Origin of the sequence: Siphonobacter aquaeclarae, assembly GCF_900103285.1 — a bacterium.
GTDB classification, from domain to species: Bacteria; Bacteroidota; Bacteroidia; order Cytophagales; family Spirosomataceae; genus Siphonobacter; species Siphonobacter aquaeclarae.
Genome location: NZ_FNGS01000003.1, coordinates 321,309 through 342,443 on the forward strand (window position 1 = coordinate 321,309; position 21,135 = coordinate 342,443).

Below are 21,135 nucleotides of genomic sequence, written 5' to 3' on the forward strand. Positions count from 1 at the left end.
GAACCTATTGAAAACCGGAACTTTGCGGTGGCGTATCGCTGCCTTGTTGTTTCTTGCGACTACCCTGAATCACCTCGACCGGCAGGTTCTGGGGATTCTTGCTCCTTCCCTTCAGCGCGACTACCACATTTCTGAATCCGAGTACGGCCTGATTGTCACAGCCTTTCAGGGCGCTTTTGCCATCGGGCTGGTGAGTATGGGCTGGCTGATCGACCGGTTTGGCCTCCGGCTGATGTACTCGGTGACCGTCGTTATCTGGAGCCTGGCCTGCATGGCACACGGCCTTGGGAGAAGCTTCGCCGGTTTCGCTGCTGCGCGGGTAGGGCTGGGGTATGGAGAAGCCGGTAATTTCCCCGCTTTCGTGAAGGTAGTCGGGCAGTGGTTTCCGTTGAAAGAACGGGCTTTGGTAGCCGGGATTGTCAACTCCGGCGCGAATGTCGGGGCTATTCTTGCGCCTTTGCTGGTACCGTATCTGGCGCTTCACTATGGGTGGAAATCGGCTTTTGCCGCTACCGGTTCACTGGGTTTTTTGTGGGTAGGATTGTGGCTGCTGCTATACCGGAAGCCGCAGGAACATCCCCGGTTGTCTCCCGAAGAACGCGCCTGGATCGAACAGGACGGTATTCTGCCGGAAAATACCCGGACGTCGTACCGGGCATTACTAGGCCTGCGTACCACCTGGGGCATTGCGCTGGCCCGCTTTTTCACGGATCCCGTCTGGTGGATTTTCCTGTACTGGCTACCCAAATTCCTGCAAAAGGAACACGGCCTGGCATTGGGGAAGGTCGGGCTGCCGCTGATGGTGATCTACCTCGTGGCAGATGCCGGTAGTATCGCGGGCGGATGGTTGTCTTCTTTTTTGTTGAAGAAGGGCTATTCCCTCAATTTTGCGCGCAAAACGACGATGCTGATCGCCGCTATTGGCGTAATGCCGGTATTCTTCGCGTCCCGAACCGGGGATTTATGGAGCGCCGTGGCACTGGTGTCACTGGCGGTCGCCGCGCACCAGGCCTGGGCTGCGAATATTTTCACGTTGCATTCCGACCTCTTTCCGCCGGCACAGGTAGCTTCTGCCACCGGACTGACGGGTATGATCGGGTCGATAGGAGGGATGCTTGTCGCTCCGCTCGTCGGCTGGATACTCGATACCACCGGCAGCTACCTGCTGATTTTTTCAGGCGCTTCGCTGGCATATCTGTTTGGCTGGGCGTTGCTACAGCTGTGCGTACCGCGGATGAAGGCGGCCACACAGGGCTAGTCAACCTACTTCATCCCCAGTTCCGCCTTCAAAAAGATCGCTGTGTGGCTTCCCTTCACCTTCGCGACCTGCTCGGGAGTACCTTCGGCGATGATATGACCGCCTCCGTTACCGCCTTCCGGCCCGAGGTCGATCACCCAGTCGGATACTTTGATGACGTCCAGGTTATGCTCGATGATGAGGACGGTATTGCCTTTGTCAACCAGCTTTTGCAGCACATTGAGCAGGTGCTCAATATCCTGGAAGTGAAGACCCGTTGTTGGTTCGTCGAGAATATACAGGGTCTTGCCGGTATCTTTTTTCGATAATTCTTCGGCGAGTTTCACGCGTTGCGCTTCTCCGCCGGAGAGTGTCGTCGCCTGCTGACCCAGTGTGATATAGCCAAGGCCTACCTCATTGAGCGTCTGTACTTTCCGAAGAATTTTGGGCTGGTTTTCGAAGAATTCCACGGCTTGTTCGACGGTCATGTCCAGCACATCCGCAATCGACTTGCCTTTGAACCGTACTTCGAGCGTTTCGCGGTTGAAACGCTTGCCCTTGCAGGTTTCGCAGGGAATATAGACGTCGGGCAGAAACTCCATTTCGATCTTCTTCATCCCGGCGCCTTCGCAATCCTCACAGCGCCCGCCTTTGACGTTGAAGCTGAAACGTCCGGCTTTGTATCCCCGGATTTTTGCTTCCGGTAGCTCGGCAAAGAGCGTCCGGATATCGCTGAACATACCCGTGTAGGTCGCCGGATTGGAACGCGGCGTACGGCCGATGGGCGATTGATCCACTTCGATTACCTTGTCCAGGTGCTCCAGCCCTTCGATCTGCTTGTAGGGCATCGGCTCGCGCTTGGAGCGATAGAAATGGTGATTCAGAATCGGAAACAACGTTTCGTGGATAAGCGTACTCTTCCCGGACCCGGATACCCCTGTGATGGAAACCATCGTTCCCAGCGGGAGCTTCAGGGTTACGTTATGGAGGTTGTTGCCGGAAGCGCCGGTGATTTTCAACGTCTTGCCGTTCCCTTTCCGGCGATTCGGGCTGATTTCGATGGAGCGGCGCCCGCTGAGGAAATCCGACGTCGTCGATTGCCCCTCCAGAAACTGTTGGGGCGTACCCTTGCCGACGACCGTCCCGCCATGCCGTCCGGCTCCCGGGCCTATGTCGACGAGGTAGTCCGACTCCAGCATCATGTCTTTGTCGTGCTCCACGACGAGGACGGTATTGCCTAGGTCGCGGAGGTCTTTCAGCGACTGGATAAGCTTGACGTTGTCCCGCTGGTGCAGGCCGATACTCGGTTCGTCCATGATATACAGGACGCCGACGAGCTGGGTGCCGATCTGGGTAGCAAGCCGGATACGCTGGGCTTCCCCGCCCGACAGACTGCGCAGCGGACGGTTGAGGGTCAGGTAGTCGAGCCCGATATTCATCAGGAAGCCGATACGCTTCCGGATTTCCTTGAGTACTTCCTTGCCGATGACGCGCTGGCGCTCGCTGATCCGCTCTTCCAGGCCGTCGGACCATTTATCGAGCTCCGAGATCTGCATCCCGGCCAGGTCTGAAATCGCTTTGTTGTCGATCCGGAACCACAGCGCTTCTTTCTTCAGCCGGGCTCCCTGGCATTCAGGGCAGGTACGGATGACAAGAAAATCCTTCAGCCAGTCCTGAATCTTGTCAGAACCGCTTTCCTGCTGCCGCTTGAGGAAGTTGATAATGCCTTCGTATTTCGTGTTCCATTCCGTGCCTTCGTATTTTTTGGAAGGAACCGGTACGGGTTCGTCCGTGCCGTAAAGCATCATTTCGATAGCCTCGGGTGGAAACTTTTCGATGGGAGTACTCAGGCCGACTTTGAACGGCTTCAGCAGTACTTCCAGCTGCTTGAAAATCCACAGCTCACGGTACTCGCCGATGGGGGCAATAGCTCCCCGACTGATACTGAGGCTCTTATCCGGAATGATGGATTCTTCGGTAATCTCTTCGATCACACCCAAGCCCTGGCAGGTGGGGCACCAGCCATAGGGAGAGTTGAACGAAAAGGTATTGGGCGCCGGCTCATCGTAGCTGATACCGGAGACAGGGTCCATCAGGTTTTTGGAGAACCAGCGGGCGGTACCGTCTTCGTCCTGAACCAGCATCAGGCCTTTGCCCATCTGAAGGGCCTTGCCGACGGATTGGCTGAGGCGGTAGCGGTCTTCGTCCGTCGGTACAAGGCGGTCAATCACGACTTCAATATCGTGAATCTTGAACCGGTCGAGCTGCATTTTGGGGACGATATCCTGGATTTCTCCGTCGACCCGCACCTTCGTAAAACCCTGCTTTGCAACCTGGACGAAAAGCTCGCGGTAATGCCCTTTCCGGCCGCGTACGATTGGCGCGAGCAGGATCGTCTTGTGATCACGGTAGTCTTTCAGAATCTGGTCGATGACCTGATCCTGCGAAAACTGGATCATTTTTTCACCTGTGACGTAGCTATAGGCATCGCCGGCCCGGGCATAAAGCAGACGCAGAAAATCGTAGATTTCAGTGGTAGTACCGACCGTAGAACGCGGGTTTTTGGACGTCGTTTTCTGTTCGATGGAAATCACCGGCGACAGGCCTTCGATCTTGTCCACGTCCGGGCGCTCCATGGATCCGATGAATCCCCGCGCGTAGGCCGAAAAACTTTCCATGTATCGACGCTGCCCTTCCGCATAAATCGTATCGAAGGCGAGCGATGATTTCCCGGATCCGCTGATGCCGGTAATGACTACCAACTTGTTACGGGGAATCGTCAGATCGACATTTTTGAGGTTGTGCTCGCGCGCGCCCAGGATCTCGATCAGTTCGTGACGCTCGTTGTTGTTGGGAAGAGAAGTATCTGCCATGTAACGGTAACCGCAATAAAACAGGTAAAGTTACCACAATCATCGGTTTTTTCGGAAGCCGCTTTCGAATCCGTTTGGATGGGTATGACGAAAATATTTGTCAGTGATAGAAGGTTTGAACCGCATGTTCGGCTCTTATGAACATACGACACCTGCCGAATCCTCCGGCGGACCCACCTCGCATAGCAGCTTACGAATGAAAAAACTCCTGATCCCTGTACTGGGAATGGCGCTCAGCCTCCCGGCGATTGCACAGCAGGCGCCGAAACCGTATGGCGCGTTGCCGTCTGCCCGCCAACTGAAATGGCACGATACGGAAATGTACTGCATCGTCCACTTTACTCCCACCACGTTCGAAGACAAGGAGTGGGGATATGGCGACGCCGATCCGAAAACATTCAACCCGTCCAACTTCGACGCCGAACAGATCATCCGCTCGGCGAAGGCCGGCGGCTTCCGGGGTATCGTGTGTGTAGCCAAACATCACGACGGCTTCTGCCTCTGGCCGACGAAAACAACCGACTACAATATCTCGAAAAGCCCCTTCCGTAATGGAAAAGGCGATATGGTTCGGGAGCTCGAACAGGCCTGCCGGAAAAACGGGATGAAATTTGCCGTATACTGCTCGCCCTGGGACCGGAATAACAAAGACTACGGCACCGACAAGTACCTGGCGACCTACCAGGCGCAGCTCCGGGAACTCTATACCAATTACGGGCCGGTATTCATGTCCTGGCACGATGGCGCCAACGGTGGCGACGGCTACTACGGCGGCGCCCGCGAAACCCGTAAGATCAACAACCTCGTTTACTACGACTGGGACAATACCTGGAAAATTACCCGCGAACTCGCTCCGGATGCCTGTATTTTCAGCGATGTAGGATTGGACGTCCGCTGGGTAGGTAACGAACGCGGTTTTGCGAATGAAACTTCGTGGGCGACGTTTACCCCTACCTCCGCCGACGGCAAGAGCAAGGGCGTACCGGGTAATGCCAACGACAAGGATGCTCCCACCGGTACCCGTAACGGCAAGTACTGGATTCCGGCGGAATGCGACGTATCGCTGCGGCCCGGCTGGTTTTACCACGAAAGCCAGAACAACCGCGTCAAGACACCCCAGCAGCTCCTTGACCTGTATTTCAAGAGCGTAGGTCGCGGCGCGGCGCTGGATCTGGGTCTTTCGCCGGATAAGCGCGGGCAGTTGCACGACATCGATGTAGCGTCGCTGAAAGGATTGGGAGACCTGCTCCGGAAGACCTTCGGTACCAACATCGCCGCGACGGCGCAGGTGTCGGCTACCGGGAGCCGCGGCAAGGCGTTTCCCGTCAAAAACATGCTGGATAACGACCGGAAAACGTACTGGGCCAGCCAGGACGAGGTAACGACGCCTGAACTGACCATCGCCTGGAAAAAGCCGGCGACGTTCAATATCGTGGGTATCCGCGAGGCAATTGCACTCGGTCAGCGTATTGACGGATTCGCCATTGACGTCTGGCAGGATGGGCAATGGAAGGAAGTACACAAGGGAACGAGCGTCGGTGCGCTGCGCCTCGTTCGCCTGCCGAACTATTATTCCACCGAAAAAATCCGTCTTCGCATTACAGATTCGCCGGTCGCTGTGACGGTAGCCGAGCTGGGAGTCTATGCGGAACCGGAACAACTGGTCGCTCCGGTAATCCGCCGGGACAAAGACGGACAAGTGACGATTTCTTCGCCAGCGTCTGTTCATGCCATTCGTTACACTATTGATGGCAGCGAGCCGACGGCTTCTTCCGCTGTTTACACAAAACCTTTCGAGCTGAAACATCCCGGAACGGTGAAAGCCAAGGCATTTGGCGCGAGCGGATCGGGTGCGACGGAGTCGGTTCAGTTTGATATTCCTTCCGCTGGCTGGAGCATCGACCAGAATGCCGCTAAGGCAATTGACGGAGATCCGCAAACGGTCTGGTATTCACCGCGTTCCGGGAAATACCCGCATACGCTGACGCTGAATCTCGGGCAGTCAACCACGCTTAAAGGCTTTACCTTCCTCCCTGATGGTTCCGACCACCGCAGCGGAACAGTTTACGGCTATCAGGTATGGGTGTCGGAAGACGGGCAAAACTGGGGAGATCCGGTAGCGGAAGGCCGTTTCGATAACATCCAGAACAGCCCGATCGAGCAGCGGGTACTGTTCCGCACTCCCAAAGCCGGGAAATACCTCCGGTTTACGGCAACCGAACCAACCGACAGCAAACAGACCTGGGCGAATGTCGCAGAATTGGGCGTCATCACGAAGTAATCCGGAAAAACCACGGGGGATCTGTCCCCCGTGCGTTTATTTAGGGTTTTGATCGCTATCGGAGAGAAAAACCATGAATCGCAGAACATTTGTACAGCAGTCCGCGCTCGCAGGGGCCGGACTGCTTTTGCCTAAAACCGGAGGAGCTGCTCCGGCTTTCCCGGAAGTACGTCCGGCCGTTGGTAAGCGGAATTTCTCGAGTAAGGCCGTAGAGGCAGCCATAGTACGGGTGCAAAAGCTGATCGCTGACGAGGAACTCGCCTGGCTGTTCGGCAACTGCTTCCCGAATACCCTGGACACGACCGTCCATTTCCATGAAAAAGACGGTAAACCGGATACGTTTGTGATCACGGGGGATATCGACGCCATGTGGCTGCGCGACAGCACGGCGCAGGTATGGCCGTACCTGCCGCTGGCGAAGGAAGACAAGCCCCTGCAGCAATTGCTGGCGGGCGTTATCCGCCGGCAAACGAAATGTATTCTGATCGATCCATACGCAAATGCATTTTACGACGGACCGGGAAAAAGTGAATGGCAGTCGGATCTGACCGCCATGAAACCCGAACTGCACGAACGAAAGTGGGAGATCGACTCGCTCTGCTACCCGATGCGTCTGGCGCATGGGTACTGGAAGACGACGGGGGATATTTCTCCTTTTGACGCGGACTGGAAGCAGGGTGTCCGGCTGACCCTTCAGACCTTCCGGGAACAGCAGCGGAAAGAAAACCGCGGGCCGTATCGTTTTGGACGGAAAACGTCGTGGTCGACCGACACCGTTCCCGGCGACGGATTCGGTAATCCCACCAAACCGGTAGGTCTTATTCACAGTATTTTCCGGCCTTCGGACGATGCGACGGTATTTCCGTTTCTTGTACCGGCCAACTTCTTTGCGGTAGCCGCGCTGCGTCAGGCCGCTGAAATATGCCAGAAGATAGGGGACGCCGTACTGGCGGCGGATTGCCGTGCGCTCGCGGCGGAAGTCGAAACGGCGCTGAAGAAATATGCGATCGTTGACCATACTACCTTCGGAAAGGTGTATGCCTTTGAAGTAGATGGTTTCGGTAACCGCCTGCTCATGGACGACGCCAATGTGCCGAGCCTCCTGGCATTACCTTACCTGGGTGCGGTTTCCGAAACGGATCCGATTTACCAGAATACGCGCAAGCTGATTCTCAGTGACGCCAACCCGTACTTCTTTAAAGGCAAGGCGGGAGAGGGGATTGGCAGTCCGCATACCCTGGTTGACAATATCTGGCCGATTGCGATCACCATGCGTGGCCTGACGTCCCGGAATGACGCGGAGATCCGGGAGCAGCTTCGCCTTCAGAAAGCCAATCACGCCGGTACAGGCTTTATGCATGAATCGTTTAACAAGGACGACGCTTCGAAGTTTACCCGGAAGTGGTTTGCCTGGTCGAATACGCTGTTCGGGGAGTTTGTGCTGAAGGTGGCAAATGAGCGGCCGGGAGTGTTGAGGGGGAGATTTTAGAATAGTTCTCATGACCCCGAAGGGGTCAAACATAAATAGCCCGGCATTTTTATGCCGGGCTATTTATGCATAATGGCCCGGGGCGCAGCCCCGGGTTAATGGTGTTTGACCCCTTCGGGGTCGATAGGTACTACCACAAAAACCGCTCCTCAAACGCCACCCCATGCTCTTCCAATAACCCCCTGTACTCTTCCGGAAAAGATACCACCCCATGATGCCGTTCCTGATCAGCCACATATCGGATCAGGTCTTCCTTTGCCGATTGGGAATAGGTAAAGGCCCCGTACCCAACCTGCCAATAGTCAAACTCCGGGAAAAGCCCCGTCTCCCTGATAAATGCCGAACTGGCCAGCTTCACATCCTTGACAAGGTCCGCCAGTGCCACAGAAGGATGAAGATGCGTAACCAGATGTACATGATCTTCGACGCCGTTGATGATATACGGATGACATCGTTGATTCCGGAGTACGCCCGACATATATTGAAAAAGTTTCGGACGCCCGTTTCCGGAAAGCGTCTGATGCCGGTACTTCGTAGAAAAAACAATCTGATACAAAATCTGCGTGTAAGTTCCCATAATTGGTGAGTTGGAGCATACGGAAAGCAGCCGCTAACCGCAGACGACAAAGTAACCCCCTTCATGGACGAGCCCCTGACCGATAACGAATACCTCCTCCGGCGTTTTCCCGGAAAAGGAGGATGGACCTTTGCCGAAATCCCGGAGATTCCGCCGGATAAACATGCCTGGTTCGGGTGGGTACGCGTACGGGGAACAATCGATGACTTCGAAATCAGGGGATACCACCTCATGCCGATGGGCAACGGGCATCTGTTCCTGCCCGTCAAAGCAGAAATCCGGAAAAAAATCAAAAAGAAGGAGGGAGATACGGTGCGTATCGTACTCTATCCGGACGACATTCCGACAGAAATACCGGAAGAACTGGCCGATTGCCTGAAAGATGCGCCAGGCGTTTACGATGCATTCCTGCGGCTGACCGATGCCGAGCAAAAAGCCGCCATTGACTGGATCTATACCGCCAAACAGGAGGATACCAAAGCCCGCCGCATCGTCAAAACCATCGAAAACCTGCAGAAAAAGCAGTCTTAATCCTTGATTCTGACCTGAATACGGTGAGGAGCCGGCTGGTTGCCACCAAAGTACAGACCGGTTTTGTACGCAAAGGTTTTGTTGTGGGTAAACGGGATCGGTGTGCCTTCCATTACCCGGTATTCTTTCTTGTCATAATCAATTTTGATGACCATCGGCGTCGGCTGGTTGATTTTGGTTTCCCCGATTTTGAAGGAAATCCGCTGCCCGTCGACATACGCATAAGCCGCCAGTTCAATACAGCCGCAATCCGGACTCCATCGCCAGCCGATACGTGCGCCGTCGACCTGATGCGGCGCCGATCCAAGGTCCTGGTTCTTCGACCCGACAAATCCCAATCCAATGACTTTATTCCAGTCGTGCTGATCCACGCTCTTAAGGTCATAAATGCAGGTGCTATCGAACGTCACCGTAGCCGAAATCGTATGCGGATTGATAAGCAGGCCGGTTTTACGTTTTGGAAACGGCTCATGCTCTCCGGCTTCGATAACCACCAGTTCGGGGTTGGGTAACAGAAAATCCGGGACACATGCCTGAAGCAGGCAGGCCATTCCCAGCAGAAAGATCAAACGGGTCATCATATGGAGGAAGGTCACGAGTCGCTAACGTATGCCAACGCCTGTTGGTATATCGCCATTCTTACTGAATGGTTATTTTTTGCCGGTACCGGGCCGATTGCTTCCCGTTTTTCACGACGTATACTTCATAAGTACCCTGCGGAAGGGTATCCGGCAGGCGGCAAAGCGTCCGGTAGGTCATCGACGGCAGCTGGCTTTTCAGCGTACCTTCCGGCGTGAGGTAGCTTGCTCCGGCATGGACCAGCTTCACGGCGCCGCCTGCGCCGAAGCCAAGGCAGGAAAAGGAAATAGCATCGCCCGGCCGGAATGTTGCCGACTCTTTAAAAGCGCCGTCTCCCACGGATTCGATCCCTGCCTGCCCGCCGTAATCACCCACAATCAGTTGAGGCCGTTCGTTTCCGCCGGTTTCCTTCGCGCTCGGAATCGGTTTGTTGCGCGCAAAAGCCTGAAGCTGATAGGTGCCCGTAGCCAGAGTAGCAGGGATCTGGAACGTCAGCGTCTGTTCATCGGCAAACGTTCCGGGCAGGGTAACCGACTGAAAATCATTCTTCAGCTCAAGCCGGTAGTCGGCCTTCGCTTCAAAATTCCGCCCTTTCAGCACAAACGGAGAGCCTGGCGTAGTCGTCAGATCGGTCCGGCAGGAAGTAGCCTTCCAGAAATAGCCCGGCGAATAAAGAAACGGCTTTCCGGCGGTCACGACGACCTGCCGGCTCACAGTAAAAGTCTGCCCCTGCGTTGTCAGCGTAGCTTCGTATACGCCGGAAACCAGGTCGCATGGCAGGTACCAGAGATATGGATTTTTATGATCGATGACGGGTGACTGATGTGTTTCTCCCGTAACCGTATTCCGGATCGTGATAAACGAAGGCTTCGCATCGGAAGCGGTCGGAAGGGTAGAATTCCCCTTCATCGGAATCGTCACAAACTGGGTACCTTCGCTGATCGTCACCCGCAGTAAGTCGCTCAGGTCCGGTTGCAGGGTTCCGCGGATATACAGGCGATAGCTCGTTTTGGCCGTCCCGCCGCTCAGCTGAATCGTAATCGGCTCCTGTATGCTCAACTCAAACGGCTGGCCCGATACCATGCTGATCTGCTGCACGTTGGGAGTGGTGGTAATCGTCGGAACAAGGGTAGTTGCGGAAAATCCGGCCGGAAGCGTCAGGGAAATCGTCCGGGTTTTCTGGTCTATCCGCCCGTCGTCAATGCCGGCTACGGCAAACCGGGTAATCTGCAACGGCGCAGGAGTTTGGGCAAGGGTACCGTGGAAAACGGCCGCCCAGAAAAGCAATATCAGTGCGTACGCTTTCATGTAAGGGATTGGTTACCAGCCCCTAAACTAGGACTATGTCCCCGAAAAAACAAATGACGCCGGTGGGATGCCGGCGTCATTTGTACCTGAAAATCTATTTTCTGCTGCGGGAAAACGCCTGAATACGAGCGCCTCAGGGTTCGAGACGGAATACGTAAACCGGCGAATCCGCTACTTTTTTACGGAAGGACTCGGCCAACCGGATACCCGACGCCTCGACCTTGAGCTTGCCCGGCGTGCCCAGCAGGCTCACTTTAGACCATTTTCCAGGGAAAGGAATGGAAACAGCGGCCGGCAGTTTCTCGCCTTCTTCTGCCCGGTAAAGGGCATAAACCGCGGTACCTTTCTGCGTAAAGGCCCATTTGCCGGATTGATAGGGCGCCACGGGCGTCGTTTCATAGATGGCCTCGCCGTTGACATTCATCCATTTGCCGATTTCCTCCAGGCGCTGGTACGCTTCTTCGTGCCATTCGCCGTCGGGTCCCGGGGCGATATTCAGCAGGAGGTTGCCGCCTTTCGAAACAATATCCACCAGCAGATGCGTCAGCTTACGCGTGGATTTGAAGTTTTCTTTCGGAATATAGCTCCAGGAATCGCCCATCGTCATGCAGCTCTCCCACGGGAAGGGAAGGGCTTCCGACGGGATCGATTGCTCGGGCGTCACGTAGTTTTCAAATTCTCCGGAAACCGTCCGGTCAACGACAAGCAAGCCTGGCTGGTGCTGCCGTGCCATCGCCGCGATTTTCGGCATGTCAATGTCCTGATCAAAGGGAATGGTCTTTTGCCAGCTGATCGTCGAATCGATGGTACTGAACGGACGCACCCAGCCGCCGTCGAGCCAGAGTATATCCATCTTGCCATAGTCCGACATCAGCTCTTCAATCTGGTTGTAGGTATACTGCTTGAAGGCCTTCCATTTCTCAGGGTATTTCGCGGGATGATAGCTCGGGTTCCGGTCCTTCGGCGGGAAATAGCTCCACCAGTAGGTATCCGTGTGCCAATCGGGCTTGGAGAAATACGCGCCTACCATGAACCCCTGATCCCGGAAAGACTTGAATACTTCCTTCGCCACGTTCGCTTTGGGATTGGTGCCGAAGGGCGTATTCGTGATTTTGTAATCGGTCTGTTTGGTGTCAAACATGCAGAAGCCGTCGTGGTGCTTGGTCGTGAAGACCACATATTTCATTCCTGCAGCCTTGGCCGCGGAGGCCCAGCGGTCCGGATTGAATTTGACGGGATTAAACGTCTTCGGAATAGCTTCGTAAGCCTTTTTGTACTCGTACCAGTTGGAAGCATAGGGACCGCGGCGCTCGCACCAGCCTTCGTCTTCCGGGCACAACGACCAGGATTCCACAATTCCCCAGGAACTGTAGGTACCCCAGTGCATCAGCAGGCCGAATTTGACTCCCTGCCATTGCTTCAGTTTGGCCTGGACAGCGGGGTCCTTCGGCACTACATATCCCTTGTAGTGCTGCTCGGAATGCTGCTGGGCAAACGAGGCAGTGCTAAGGGCAATCAGAATAGAAAACAGCGATACGCGCTTCAACATATGGAGTAAGAAAAATTACAGGGACGAGATGACCTGATCCAGCACATAGGCGTGGATACCAATCCACTTGGCTTTTTCACCGAGTTGGGAAATCTCAATGCTCAGGTCGCTCCGGAAATCGCTCAGGCAATATTTATTGATAGCCTGGCCGATTGGGTTGGTGATGAACGCGCCGGCTTTCACCACGATGCCGTCTACGATAACGATCTCCGGGTTGAAGAGGTGTACAGCAATGGAAAGGCCCTTTCCGAGCTCCGTACCTACTTCATAAAGGATATCAATGGCGAAGGAATCACCCTGGCGGGCCGCCTCGATCACGTTTTCGATGTCAATCTGGTCGATTTTTTCGAGGTAAGCCGACAGCTTCGAAGCACGGCCTTCTTTCAGCCCGCGGCGTACGCGCCGCATGAGCGAGGTAGCCGATGTAATGGTGTCCAGGCAGCCTACTTTCCCGCAGTGACAAAGCTCTCCTTCCGGGTCAACCTGGATATGCCCGAGCTCGCCTGCAAAGCCGGAAGCGCCCTGGAAGATATCCCCGTTCAGAATAATCCCGAGACCGACGCCCCAGTCAATATTGATCGCCAGTACGTGCTTCTTTCCGCGTGCCAGGCCGAATCGGTGCTCGCCGAGGACGGTCGCCTTGGTATCGTTCACGACAAAGACCGGCAGGTTCGTCTTTTCCGAAATCCAGCTGCCGAGCGAGTCGTCAGAATGGTTGATCCGGCGGTAGGTCAGGTTCATCCCGCTCTGGAAATGGATCAACCCCGGCATGGAAATACCAAGCGCAATGAAATCAGAAGGTTTGAGGCCTGATTCGGTCAGGACATTTTCTGTCAGGGTAAGCAGGTTGTCTGCAAACTGCGAAGTATCTTCAAGGCGGAGATCAACTTCCTTCCGGTATACGACATCCCGCTGGAGGTTCATCACGACCGCTTTCGTGTCGTGCGTGCTGACATCCAGGGCAATAATGTATTTATTCTGAGGGTTGAGGCCGAATAATACCGGTCGGCGGCCGTGGTTTCCGACAGCCGTTCCAAACGTGGAAATCCATTTTTCCTCGACCAGCTCTTCGACAATGTTGGTCATCGACGGAACACTGCTGTGAAGCCCCTTTGCCAGTTGGGCAAGAGTACTCAGGCCGGATTGATACAACTCGGCCAGAACGCCACGGCGGTATTGGCTTTTCTTGTAGTCGACTACACTCTTTTTTGAAACTATTTCGTCTTCCATCGGGTCGATAACGTGTTTTAAAATGAATGTTTAGAGGTAAACGGAATAGAATATTTGGCGAAAGTTACTTAAAACCCTTAAAAGTTGTAATTTTTGAAATTATTATCTAAATAAACACTTAGTATTTAAAATAATTAATAAATAACGACTTTTTTCTTTCTACTTTTATATAAAATTGCTCATCCGGTCTGTTGAGATGCGTATCCTTCTGCCTGAAAACTGCGTGCTAAGACGTATTTAAGGCATGGGAACCCCTATCCGGCAGGTCAGCCTTTCATTCACACACTTACCTGTTCTTCTATGTCTACTCGCCGTTCCTTCCTGCGATGGTCGGTTCTCGGGGCTACGCTTTCGCCCTTTCGTTCGGTTTTGGCCAAACCTGCAGCTGTGAAACCCCTTGTCGTCTCGACCTGGGACAGCGGCCTGGCCGTCAATGCCGTTGCCTGGAAAATCCTCTCCGCCGGAGGATACGCGCTCGATGCCGTTGAGGCCGGCGCCAAATCCATCGAAGCCGAGATCAACTGCTGCGTAGGACTGGGCGGGAACCCGGATCGCGACGGGCACGTAACGCTCGACGCCTGCATCATGGATGAAAAGTATAACTGCGGCTCTGTCGCGTTTCTGGAGCGGATTCTGCATCCGATCTCCGTCGCACGGAAAGTCATGGAAACCACGCCCCACGTGCTGCTCGTTGGCGAAGGCGCCCAGAAATTCGCTCTGCAAAACGGATTCAAGCTCGAATCCGGCAAGCTTTCCCCCGATGCCGAAAAGAACTGGAAGGAATGGCTGAAGAAATCGGAATACAAGCCCGTCATGAACATCGAGCAGCAGCAGGGCAAAGGCCGGAAAGGCGGCGGCCCGTTTGCGCCGGCGTTCTTCGACGACGGCACGCCTAACCACGATACGATGGGTACGATTGCCCTCGATGCTTCCGGACGCCTCTCGGGGGCGTGCACGACGAGCGGAATGGGCTTCAAAATGCGCGGCCGCGTCGGCGATTCTCCGATTATCGGGGCCGGGCTGTATGTCGACGGGGAAGTTGGCGCCGCCACCTCCTCGGGTCAGGGTGAAGAAGTCATCCGCATCGGAGGAACGCACCTCGTGGTCGAATTCATGCGCAACGGCGCTACGCCGATGGAAGCCTGCAAAAAGGCCGTCGAACGCCTCGTCAAAATCAATCCGAAGAAAGCCAAAGACTTTCAGGTCGGTTTCATCGCGATCAATCTTCAGGGAGAAGTCGGCGCCTACTCCGTCAACAAAGGGTTCAGCTACTCGGTTACCCAGGGGAATGACGGCGGAAAGGTGCTGATGGCGGAAAGCTATTACGCCTGACAGCGCTTTTTTTCTTCCTTTCCGGAAAATTGTGCACTCGTTTGTATCGGGTTGTGCATTCGTTTGTGCAGCCCGTATTCGCCTGATTTCCGGACGTTCACGTCTTTGAAAGCGGCTGTTTTCCGGAAAACCTTTCCTTATTTAGTCCAAAGAATCTTCTGGCTAAACGGGATTCTTTGACAGATTTCGGGGGTGCCCCGTCCAGTGTGCCCCATTAAACATTTGTTCATGAAGCGTTTACTCCTCGCCGGACTTTTGGCCGGCGCTACTCTGAACCTCTCTGCTCAGTCGCTCGTGCCGCTCCCGGCGTCCGTGCAAAAGGAAGCGGGCTCGTTTAACCTGGATGCGCGTACGCAGGTTGTTGCTTCGACTCCCGAAGCCAAACGACTGGCTGCGCTGCTCAACCAATACCTGAAAAAGACGAAAGGGTATGAACTGAAAGTCGTATCGGCAGCGCCGGCGGCCAATTTCATCGCCCTGTCCGAAAAAAGCGGTCTTCCCGAAGAAGGATACGAACTGAAGGTAACGCCGAAGCAGATTTCCGTCAGCGGAAAAGACGCCGGGTTGTTCTATGGTCTTCAGACGCTTTTTCAACTGGTTTCTGCCGGTAATAAAGTAGATGCCGCCGTGATTTCCGACGCGCCCCGCTTCGGCTACCGCGGCGTGATGCTCGACGTAGGCCGGTATTACATGCCGACGTCCTTCATCAAGCAGCTGATTGATGAAATGGCGTATTTCAAGCTCAACCGCCTGCACTGGCACCTGACGGAAGACCAGGGCTGGAGACTTGAAATCAAGAAATACCCGAAGCTGACGCAGATTGGCGCGTTTCGCGATGAATCCCTGATCGGTGGTTACGGCGACCGTACCCCGCATCAGTTTGACGGTATCCGCTACGGCGGTTTCTATACGCAGGAAGAAGCAAAGGAAATCGTGAAGTATGCTGCCGAGCGCCACATCGTGGTCGTACCGGAGATCGAGCTTCCCGGCCACTCAACGGCCGCCCTGGCTGCCTATCCTGAACTCGGCTGCACGCCGGGCCCGTTCAAGGTTCAGACGCTGTGGGGTGTACACAAAGATGTATTCTGCCCGAAAGAAGAGACCTTCAAATTCCTGGAAGACGTACTGACCGAAGTCATGGCCATCTTCCCCTCGCCGTACATTCACATCGGCGGGGACGAATGCCCGAAAGACCGCTGGAAGGAATCCGAATTCTGCCAGAACCTGATTAAGAAGGAAGGTCTGAAGGATGAGCATGGCCTCCAAAGCTGGTTTATCCGTCGTATCGAGAAGTTCCTGAACGCAAAAGGCCGGAATATCATCGGCTGGGATGAGATCCTCGAAGGCGGGCTTGCTCCCAACGCGACCGTCATGAGCTGGCGCGGGGAAGAAGGCGGTATCGCCGCAGCGAAGGAAAACCACGACGTCATCATGACGCCGAACACCTACGTGTATATCGATTACTACCAGGGTAAAGACAAAAAGCAGGAGCCGCTGGCCATCGGCGGATTCCTCCCGCTGGAGAAAGTATACTCGTATAATCCGCTGCCGAAGGCCCTCACGCCGGAACAGCAGAAACACATCAAGGGTGTACAGGCGAACCTCTGGACGGAGTACGTTCCGAATCCGGCCAAGGCGAACTACATGCTGTATCCCCGTCTGCTTGCAGTAGCCGAAACCGGCTGGACGCCTCAGGAAAAACGTCAGTATACAGATTTCGCAGAAAACCGCCTGCCGGGTCAGCTGCGTCACCTCGAAAACAACAACATCAACTACCGCGTGCCGACCCCGATCGGAATGCCGGTAGAAGATACACTGCGCGGCGATCACTTCAAGATCACGCTGAAAGCTCCTGTCGAAGGCGCGAAAGTCTTCTATTCGATCGATGGCTATACGCCGAACGAAACAACGTCGCTGTACACCCAGCCGATCGAGCTGACCATCCCGCAGAACCGCCGGGTGGACCTGAAAACGATCGTGATTACCCCGGCCGGCCTCCGGAGCGTGGTTTCTACCACTACGCTGGTCAACGGAACGCCGATCCCGGACAAACCTAAAAGGAAATAGGAAGTAACCACAAAAAAGCCCGGAGCACTTGCACCGGGCTTTTTTTTATGCCGGAAGGGCGTATCGGAAGGTACGGTCGTGGCCCGGAATCTTCCGGGCAAAGCCGGCTTCGACCAGCCAGGCCAGCGCCACATATACCGCGCCGATACTCATCTGAAACTCCTCCTGCCGAAGGAGAATCCATAACTCCTCGGCGGATACCGGTTCCGTTGCCCGCTCAAGCAGGCCGGCAACCTGAACCCTGCGGAAGGAATTCCGCAGGCCTTTTTCCTGGCAATAGTCAGCAATCTTATCCGCGAGCGATGTCATAGGTAAATCAGGGGGCTACTTCGAATACCTGCGTGGCGCAGCGCCATACCGCTTTGTATGCTTTGCCGTGGTGCTCACCGTCTTCTTTTTGTGAGCGAGACGCTTCAATCCGGTAGGTTCCGGGCCACAGCGGGATAAATTCCGCTACGCCGGTGGTATTGGTGACGACTTCCCGGTTCCAGCCCGAGGGAGAATGTACCGAAACGGTGAGCTTTTCAGCAGGTGCATCCTTGAACAAACCAGTCAGCGAAACGGGCTTGCCTACTTTATAGGGCTTGGAAAGGTCACGGACGACATCGATCTCATGGCCGCTGGCAGGTTGTTTTGCCGCTTTTGCGCCGACGGCCACCGTAGCCGTGGCATTGAACTGGTACTTGGTGGTACCGCCCAGATCCTTTGCATCATGGCGTACCGCAAGGGTATACACGCCGTCCTGCTCAGGGGTGAACTCGGCGACGAAATGGTTGTCTGCGGGCGTGACAGTCAGTTGCTTCCGCGTGTTGTCCGGGCCGATCAGCCAGAGCGAAAACTCGCGGACGTCGGAGTACCAGTCCTTCACTTTTTCGGGCTCGTCGCCCGGTTCGGAATAAACAATACGTACTTCCTGTTTCTGCCCTTTTTTCCCGGTTGCGCGGGTTTCAATCCAGAGGGCATGGGCAAAAAGCTGGCTCACGGGGAGCGAAAGAAGTAAGGCAAGGAGCAGGGTTCTGCCAGACATAAGAAACGGTGGGATTTGGTTGTTCTGGCAAAGTTATAATTATTTAGACTGATTAAAAATAAAAAACCAAAACGGGAGACGGAATACGGGAAGAGGGTAGCGGAAATCGAAGAAGAACCAGTACTTTTCTTTGGAAAACAGAGGTTGAAGGAGTAGTATTACCGGATTTCCGGGAAAAGCGGTTTTTGAAAATAAATACCAGCTTTTTTTCCTGAATCAATCTCATTCTGCATAACCTGAAAACCACTTGGCCCGCATTTTAGCTGTCGATTACGGTACCAAACGGGTGGGCTTGGCTGTCACCGACCCGCTTCAACTCATTGCAACCGCCCTTGATACGGTACATGCCACGCAGGCACTGAATTTCATCCGGGAGTATTGTCTGCGGGAGGAAGTAGAAGCTTTTGTAGTCGGAATGCCGGTTCAGCTTGATGGTTCGGATTCGTCGAATACTCCGCATGTACGGGGTTTTATCCGGCAATTGCGGAAGGCTTTTCCGGATACGCCGGTGTACGAACACGACGAGCGGTTTACCTCGGTCCTGGCGCAGCGGGCGCTGATTTCAATGGGTACTTCGAAGAAAGACCGGCGGGACAAGGGGGTTGTCGACCGGATTTCAGCGACAATTATCCTTCAATCTTTTCTCGAAAGCCGCTAATCCTCAGGTACTGACGGATGAGACTGCGCATTTTTCCCGAAAGGAATAAGTGGAAATAACTAGTAGGCAAGTCTTATTGGTCTCGGCCCGAAGAAAGTGTATGGGTATAAAAATTGTTTTTGCAGAATATTTCCTTTGAATAATACTATTCTATATTTGACAGTTCAAGCTTTGTTTTTTCGGGCAGGTGTCCACAATCATTAACATTATTAAAGATCGGCTATGGCTCTTGAAATCGAACCCATTAAGCCCAAGGTACGTCCCCGTTTACTGATAGAAACTGCCTGGGAAGTGTGTAACCAGGTGGGGGGGATCTATACCGTTATCCGCTCGAAAGTGCCGGCCATGGTCGAAAAATGGGGCGACGATTACTTCCTTCTCGGGCCCTATTTCCCGGACAAGGCACTGGCGGAGTTTGAGCCGATCGAGGACCTGGACGACTCGGTTCTCGGAAAAACCGTCCGGAAAATGCGGGAAATGGGATATGAGGTTCAATACGGGTACTGGCTGGTGACAGGCAAACCCCGTATCGTACTGTTCAACTTCCATACCATCCACGATCAGCTTGACGCGATCAAGTTTGAACTCTGGAACCGGCACCAGCTCTCCACCCTCAATGTCGAGGACCTGGTCAATCAGGTAATTCTCTTCGGGGAATGTATCCGCGTATTCTTATCGGAGTTGTCCCGGGATTTTGGCGCGAAGTATGACATTACCGCCCATTTCCACGAATGGATGGCCGCAACGGCCCTGCCGGACCTGGCGCGTGAAGCGACCCGGCTCGGAACCGTCTTTACGACGCACGCGACCATGCTGGGCCGCTACATGGCGCCCAATGTGCCGAACTTTTACGAGCACCTGCCGTCTTTCAACTGGCGGGAGCAGGCAAAACATTTCGGAATCGAAACCCAGGCGACGATCGAGTACCTGGCGGCGCAGAATTGCCACGTCATGACGACGGTCTCGGACGTCACAGCGAAGGAATGCGAATTCCTCCTCGGCAGAAAGTGCGACCTTACTCTGCCCAACGGGCTGAACGTGACGCGGTTTACCGCCACGCACGAATTTCAGAACCTCCACGTACAGTATAAGGAGAAGATCCACCAGTTTGTGATGGGTCACTTCTTCCAGAGCTACTCGTTTGACCTTGACAAAACCCTTTACTTCTTTACTTCGGGGCGGTTTGAGTATTCCAATAAAGGCTACGACCTGACGCTGGAAGCCCTCAACCGGCTCAATGCCAAACTGAAGGCGACCAAATCGGATGTCACCATTGTGATGTTTATCGTCACGAAGAACCCGGTGTATTCCATGGATGCCGACGTGCTCCAGAGCCGGGCCGTCATGGCCGAAATCCGGCAAACCTGCGAAGCCATCGAAAAACAGATCGGCGAGCAGCTGTTTATGTCGTCGGCGACGAGCAACGACCTGAAGATGCCGGATCTCAACCAGTTTGTCGACGAGTACTGGCAGCTGCGTCTCCGGCGGACGGTTCAGTCCTGGAAAAGCCACCATCTTCCGAAGACCGTCACGCACTACCTCAAGCAGGAAGATGCGATTGTGGATTTTCTCCGGAAAGCCAATCTGCAGAACCACGAGTCGGACCGCGTCAAGATCGTCTATCACCCCGATTTTATCGCGTCGACGAACCCGCTCTTCGGAATGGACTACAGCCAGTTTGTCCGCGGGTGCCACCTGGGTATTTTCCCGAGCTATTACGAGCCCTGGGGATATACGCCGCTGGAGTGCGTCGTTCGGGGCGTGCCGACGATTACTTCGGATCTCTCCGGTTTCGGGGATTACATGAATCAGATCATGGCCGATCCGGAAAACTGGGGGGTTTACGTGCTCAACCGCAGTCAGCACGATTTCCACCAGGCGGCCGAAACCCTGTCGGAGCTCCTGTTCAAATTTGTGCGCGCATCCCGTCGCGACCGCATCATGCAGCGTAACCGGACCGAAAGTATCTCGGAAGTATTCGACTGGAAGAATCTCCGGAGCTATTATGACACGGCGCACGACCTGTCGCTGAAGCGCCGGAAACCGGCGTAGTATAATTAAAAGAAGAAATAGCGTTATTTCATAAAAGGCCGGATTCCGCAGGGATTCGGCCTTTTCGTTTCCGTGTAAAACAGGAAAATCGGCAAAATGGCGAAACAGGAACGGATTATTTGCTGTGAAGGAAATATGACAAAACAATTAAAAAGCCATTAACGATTTATTACGAAAAAAAGAATTTCCGATCGTTTGCGCAAATTGAAGACTTCTTTACGCAAAATACGTAGAATCACAGGAAAGTGCCATTCTATATTTGTTTCATCGAGTTCGGTAGAATCGAGTGCTGCCGGGTTCGTTGCTTCTTCCCTTGTCGCGTGCATTGTCCCGAATTATACCATT

16 protein-coding genes are annotated in these 21,135 nt (G+C 54.4%); 8 read left to right on the forward strand and 8 right to left on the reverse strand.

Translation table 11 applies throughout. From position 1 onward, the window contains the following. Nucleotides 1-7 precede the first annotated feature (7 nt). Nucleotides 8-1,258, forward strand: coding sequence for an MFS transporter (locus tag BLR09_RS08550; protein ID WP_218126634.1), 1,251 nt, complete (start codon nt 8-10; stop codon nt 1,256-1,258). A 5-nt stretch (nt 1,259-1,263) separates the two neighbouring features. Here BLR09_RS08550 and uvrA read toward each other — a convergent pair whose 3' ends face one another. Then, entirely contained in the window at nt 1,264-4,110 is a 2,847-nt protein-coding gene (uvrA, locus tag BLR09_RS08555) for an excinuclease ABC subunit UvrA (RefSeq protein ID WP_093200458.1), read from the reverse strand. A 196-nt stretch (nt 4,111-4,306) separates the two neighbouring features. Here uvrA and BLR09_RS08560 point away from each other — a divergent pair, with 196 nt between their 5' ends. Both BLR09_RS08560 and BLR09_RS08565 read left to right on the forward strand, forming a co-directional pair. Next, entirely contained in the window at nt 4,307-6,391 is a 2,085-nt protein-coding gene (locus tag BLR09_RS08560) for an alpha-L-fucosidase (RefSeq protein ID WP_143011063.1), read from the forward strand. 73 nt (nt 6,392-6,464) lie between these two features. Then, nucleotides 6,465-7,880 carry a glycoside hydrolase family 125 protein gene (locus tag BLR09_RS08565; RefSeq protein ID WP_093200464.1) on the forward strand — a complete coding sequence of 472 codons (1,416 nt, stop codon included), beginning with the start codon at nt 6,465-6,467 and terminating at the stop codon, nt 7,878-7,880. A 130-nt stretch (nt 7,881-8,010) separates the two neighbouring features. On the opposite strand, the gene tnpA is transcribed toward BLR09_RS08565, so the two are convergent. Further along, entirely contained in the window at nt 8,011-8,457 is a 447-nt protein-coding gene (gene tnpA / locus BLR09_RS08570; protein WP_093200467.1) for an IS200/IS605 family transposase, read from the reverse strand. A gap of 63 nt (nt 8,458-8,520) precedes the next feature. Between tnpA and BLR09_RS08575 the strand changes: the two genes are divergently transcribed. Next, a complete protein-coding gene (locus tag BLR09_RS08575; RefSeq protein ID WP_093200470.1) occupies nt 8,521-8,988 on the forward strand; it encodes a YdeI/OmpD-associated family protein in 468 nt (155 codons plus the stop codon). On the opposite strand, the gene BLR09_RS08580 is transcribed toward BLR09_RS08575, so the two are convergent. The 4 genes from BLR09_RS08580 to BLR09_RS08595 all read right to left on the reverse strand — a co-directional run bounded on the left by BLR09_RS08580 (nt 8,985) and on the right by BLR09_RS08595 (nt 13,654). Next, nucleotides 8,985-9,569 (reverse strand): hypothetical protein, encoded by a 585-nt coding sequence (locus tag BLR09_RS08580; RefSeq protein ID WP_093200473.1) that lies wholly within the window; start codon nt 9,567-9,569, stop codon nt 8,985-8,987. The two genes, BLR09_RS08575 and BLR09_RS08580, sit on opposite strands and share 4 nt — an antisense overlap. A gap of 58 nt (nt 9,570-9,627) precedes the next feature. After that, on the reverse strand, nt 9,628-10,875 hold the full coding sequence (locus tag BLR09_RS08585) for a hypothetical protein (RefSeq protein WP_093200476.1): 1,248 nt from the start codon (nt 10,873-10,875) through the stop codon (nt 9,628-9,630). 133 nt (nt 10,876-11,008) lie between these two features. Continuing rightward, nucleotides 11,009-12,424 (reverse strand): alpha-L-fucosidase, encoded by a 1,416-nt coding sequence (locus BLR09_RS08590; RefSeq protein WP_093200479.1) that lies wholly within the window; start codon nt 12,422-12,424, stop codon nt 11,009-11,011. A 15-nt stretch (nt 12,425-12,439) separates the two neighbouring features. Next, nucleotides 12,440-13,654, reverse strand: coding sequence for an ROK family transcriptional regulator (locus tag BLR09_RS08595; protein WP_093200481.1), 1,215 nt, complete (start codon nt 13,652-13,654; stop codon nt 12,440-12,442). Between the two features lie 300 nt (nt 13,655-13,954). On the opposite strand from BLR09_RS08595, the gene BLR09_RS08600 reads away from it, so the two are divergent. Next, nucleotides 13,955-14,986 (forward strand): glycosylasparaginase, encoded by a 1,032-nt coding sequence (locus BLR09_RS08600; RefSeq protein ID WP_093200484.1) that lies wholly within the window; start codon nt 13,955-13,957, stop codon nt 14,984-14,986. Nucleotides 14,987-15,214: 228 nt separating this feature from the next. Further along, the gene (locus BLR09_RS08605; RefSeq protein ID WP_093200486.1) at nt 15,215-17,053 is read left to right on the forward strand and encodes a beta-N-acetylhexosaminidase; all 1,839 of its coding nucleotides are present in this window, start codon (nt 15,215-15,217) and stop codon (nt 17,051-17,053) included. Nucleotides 17,054-17,098: 45 nt separating this feature from the next. On the opposite strand, the gene BLR09_RS08610 is transcribed toward BLR09_RS08605, so the two are convergent. Together BLR09_RS08610 and BLR09_RS08615 are read right to left on the reverse strand one after the other, a co-directional pair. Further along, nucleotides 17,099-17,362, reverse strand: a complete 264-nt coding sequence (locus BLR09_RS08610) for a Fur family transcriptional regulator (protein WP_093200488.1) — start codon at nt 17,360-17,362, stop codon at nt 17,099-17,101. Between the two features lie 7 nt (nt 17,363-17,369). After that, a complete protein-coding gene (locus tag BLR09_RS08615; protein WP_093200490.1) occupies nt 17,370-18,080 on the reverse strand; it encodes a DUF4198 domain-containing protein in 711 nt (236 codons plus the stop codon). A 247-nt stretch (nt 18,081-18,327) separates the two neighbouring features. Here BLR09_RS08615 and ruvX point away from each other — a divergent pair, with 247 nt between their 5' ends. Together ruvX and BLR09_RS08625 are read left to right on the forward strand one after the other, a co-directional pair. Then, a complete protein-coding gene (gene ruvX / locus BLR09_RS08620; RefSeq protein WP_093200493.1) occupies nt 18,328-18,738 on the forward strand; it encodes a Holliday junction resolvase RuvX in 411 nt (136 codons plus the stop codon). A gap of 222 nt (nt 18,739-18,960) precedes the next feature. Next, on the forward strand, nt 18,961-20,790 hold the full coding sequence (locus BLR09_RS08625) for a glycosyltransferase family protein (RefSeq protein WP_093200495.1): 1,830 nt from the start codon (nt 18,961-18,963) through the stop codon (nt 20,788-20,790). Nucleotides 20,791-21,135: the final 345 nt, after the last annotated feature.

Coding starts and splice junctions, on each gene's coding strand:
- uvrA (WP_093200458.1), bottom strand. CDS start 4,110: ATGGCAGATACTTCTCTTCCCAACAACAACGAGCGTCACGAACTGATC.
- BLR09_RS08560 (WP_143011063.1), top strand. CDS start 4,307: ATGAAAAAACTCCTGATCCCTGTACTGGGAATGGCGCTCAGCCTCCCG.
- BLR09_RS08565 (WP_093200464.1), top strand. CDS start 6,465: ATGAATCGCAGAACATTTGTACAGCAGTCCGCGCTCGCAGGGGCCGGA.
- tnpA (WP_093200467.1), bottom strand. CDS start 8,457: ATGGGAACTTACACGCAGATTTTGTATCAGATTGTTTTTTCTACGAAG.
- BLR09_RS08575 (WP_093200470.1), top strand. CDS start 8,521: ATGGACGAGCCCCTGACCGATAACGAATACCTCCTCCGGCGTTTTCCC.
- BLR09_RS08580 (WP_093200473.1), bottom strand. CDS start 9,569: ATGATGACCCGTTTGATCTTTCTGCTGGGAATGGCCTGCCTGCTTCAG.
- BLR09_RS08585 (WP_093200476.1), bottom strand. CDS start 10,875: ATGAAAGCGTACGCACTGATATTGCTTTTCTGGGCGGCCGTTTTCCAC.
- BLR09_RS08590 (WP_093200479.1), bottom strand. CDS start 12,424: ATGTTGAAGCGCGTATCGCTGTTTTCTATTCTGATTGCCCTTAGCACT.
- BLR09_RS08595 (WP_093200481.1), bottom strand. CDS start 13,654: ATGGAAGACGAAATAGTTTCAAAAAAGAGTGTAGTCGACTACAAGAAA.
- BLR09_RS08600 (WP_093200484.1), top strand. CDS start 13,955: ATGTCTACTCGCCGTTCCTTCCTGCGATGGTCGGTTCTCGGGGCTACG.
- BLR09_RS08605 (WP_093200486.1), top strand. CDS start 15,215: ATGAAGCGTTTACTCCTCGCCGGACTTTTGGCCGGCGCTACTCTGAAC.
- BLR09_RS08610 (WP_093200488.1), bottom strand. CDS start 17,362: ATGACATCGCTCGCGGATAAGATTGCTGACTATTGCCAGGAAAAAGGC.
- BLR09_RS08615 (WP_093200490.1), bottom strand. CDS start 18,080: ATGTCTGGCAGAACCCTGCTCCTTGCCTTACTTCTTTCGCTCCCCGTG.
- BLR09_RS08625 (WP_093200495.1), top strand. CDS start 18,961: ATGGCTCTTGAAATCGAACCCATTAAGCCCAAGGTACGTCCCCGTTTA.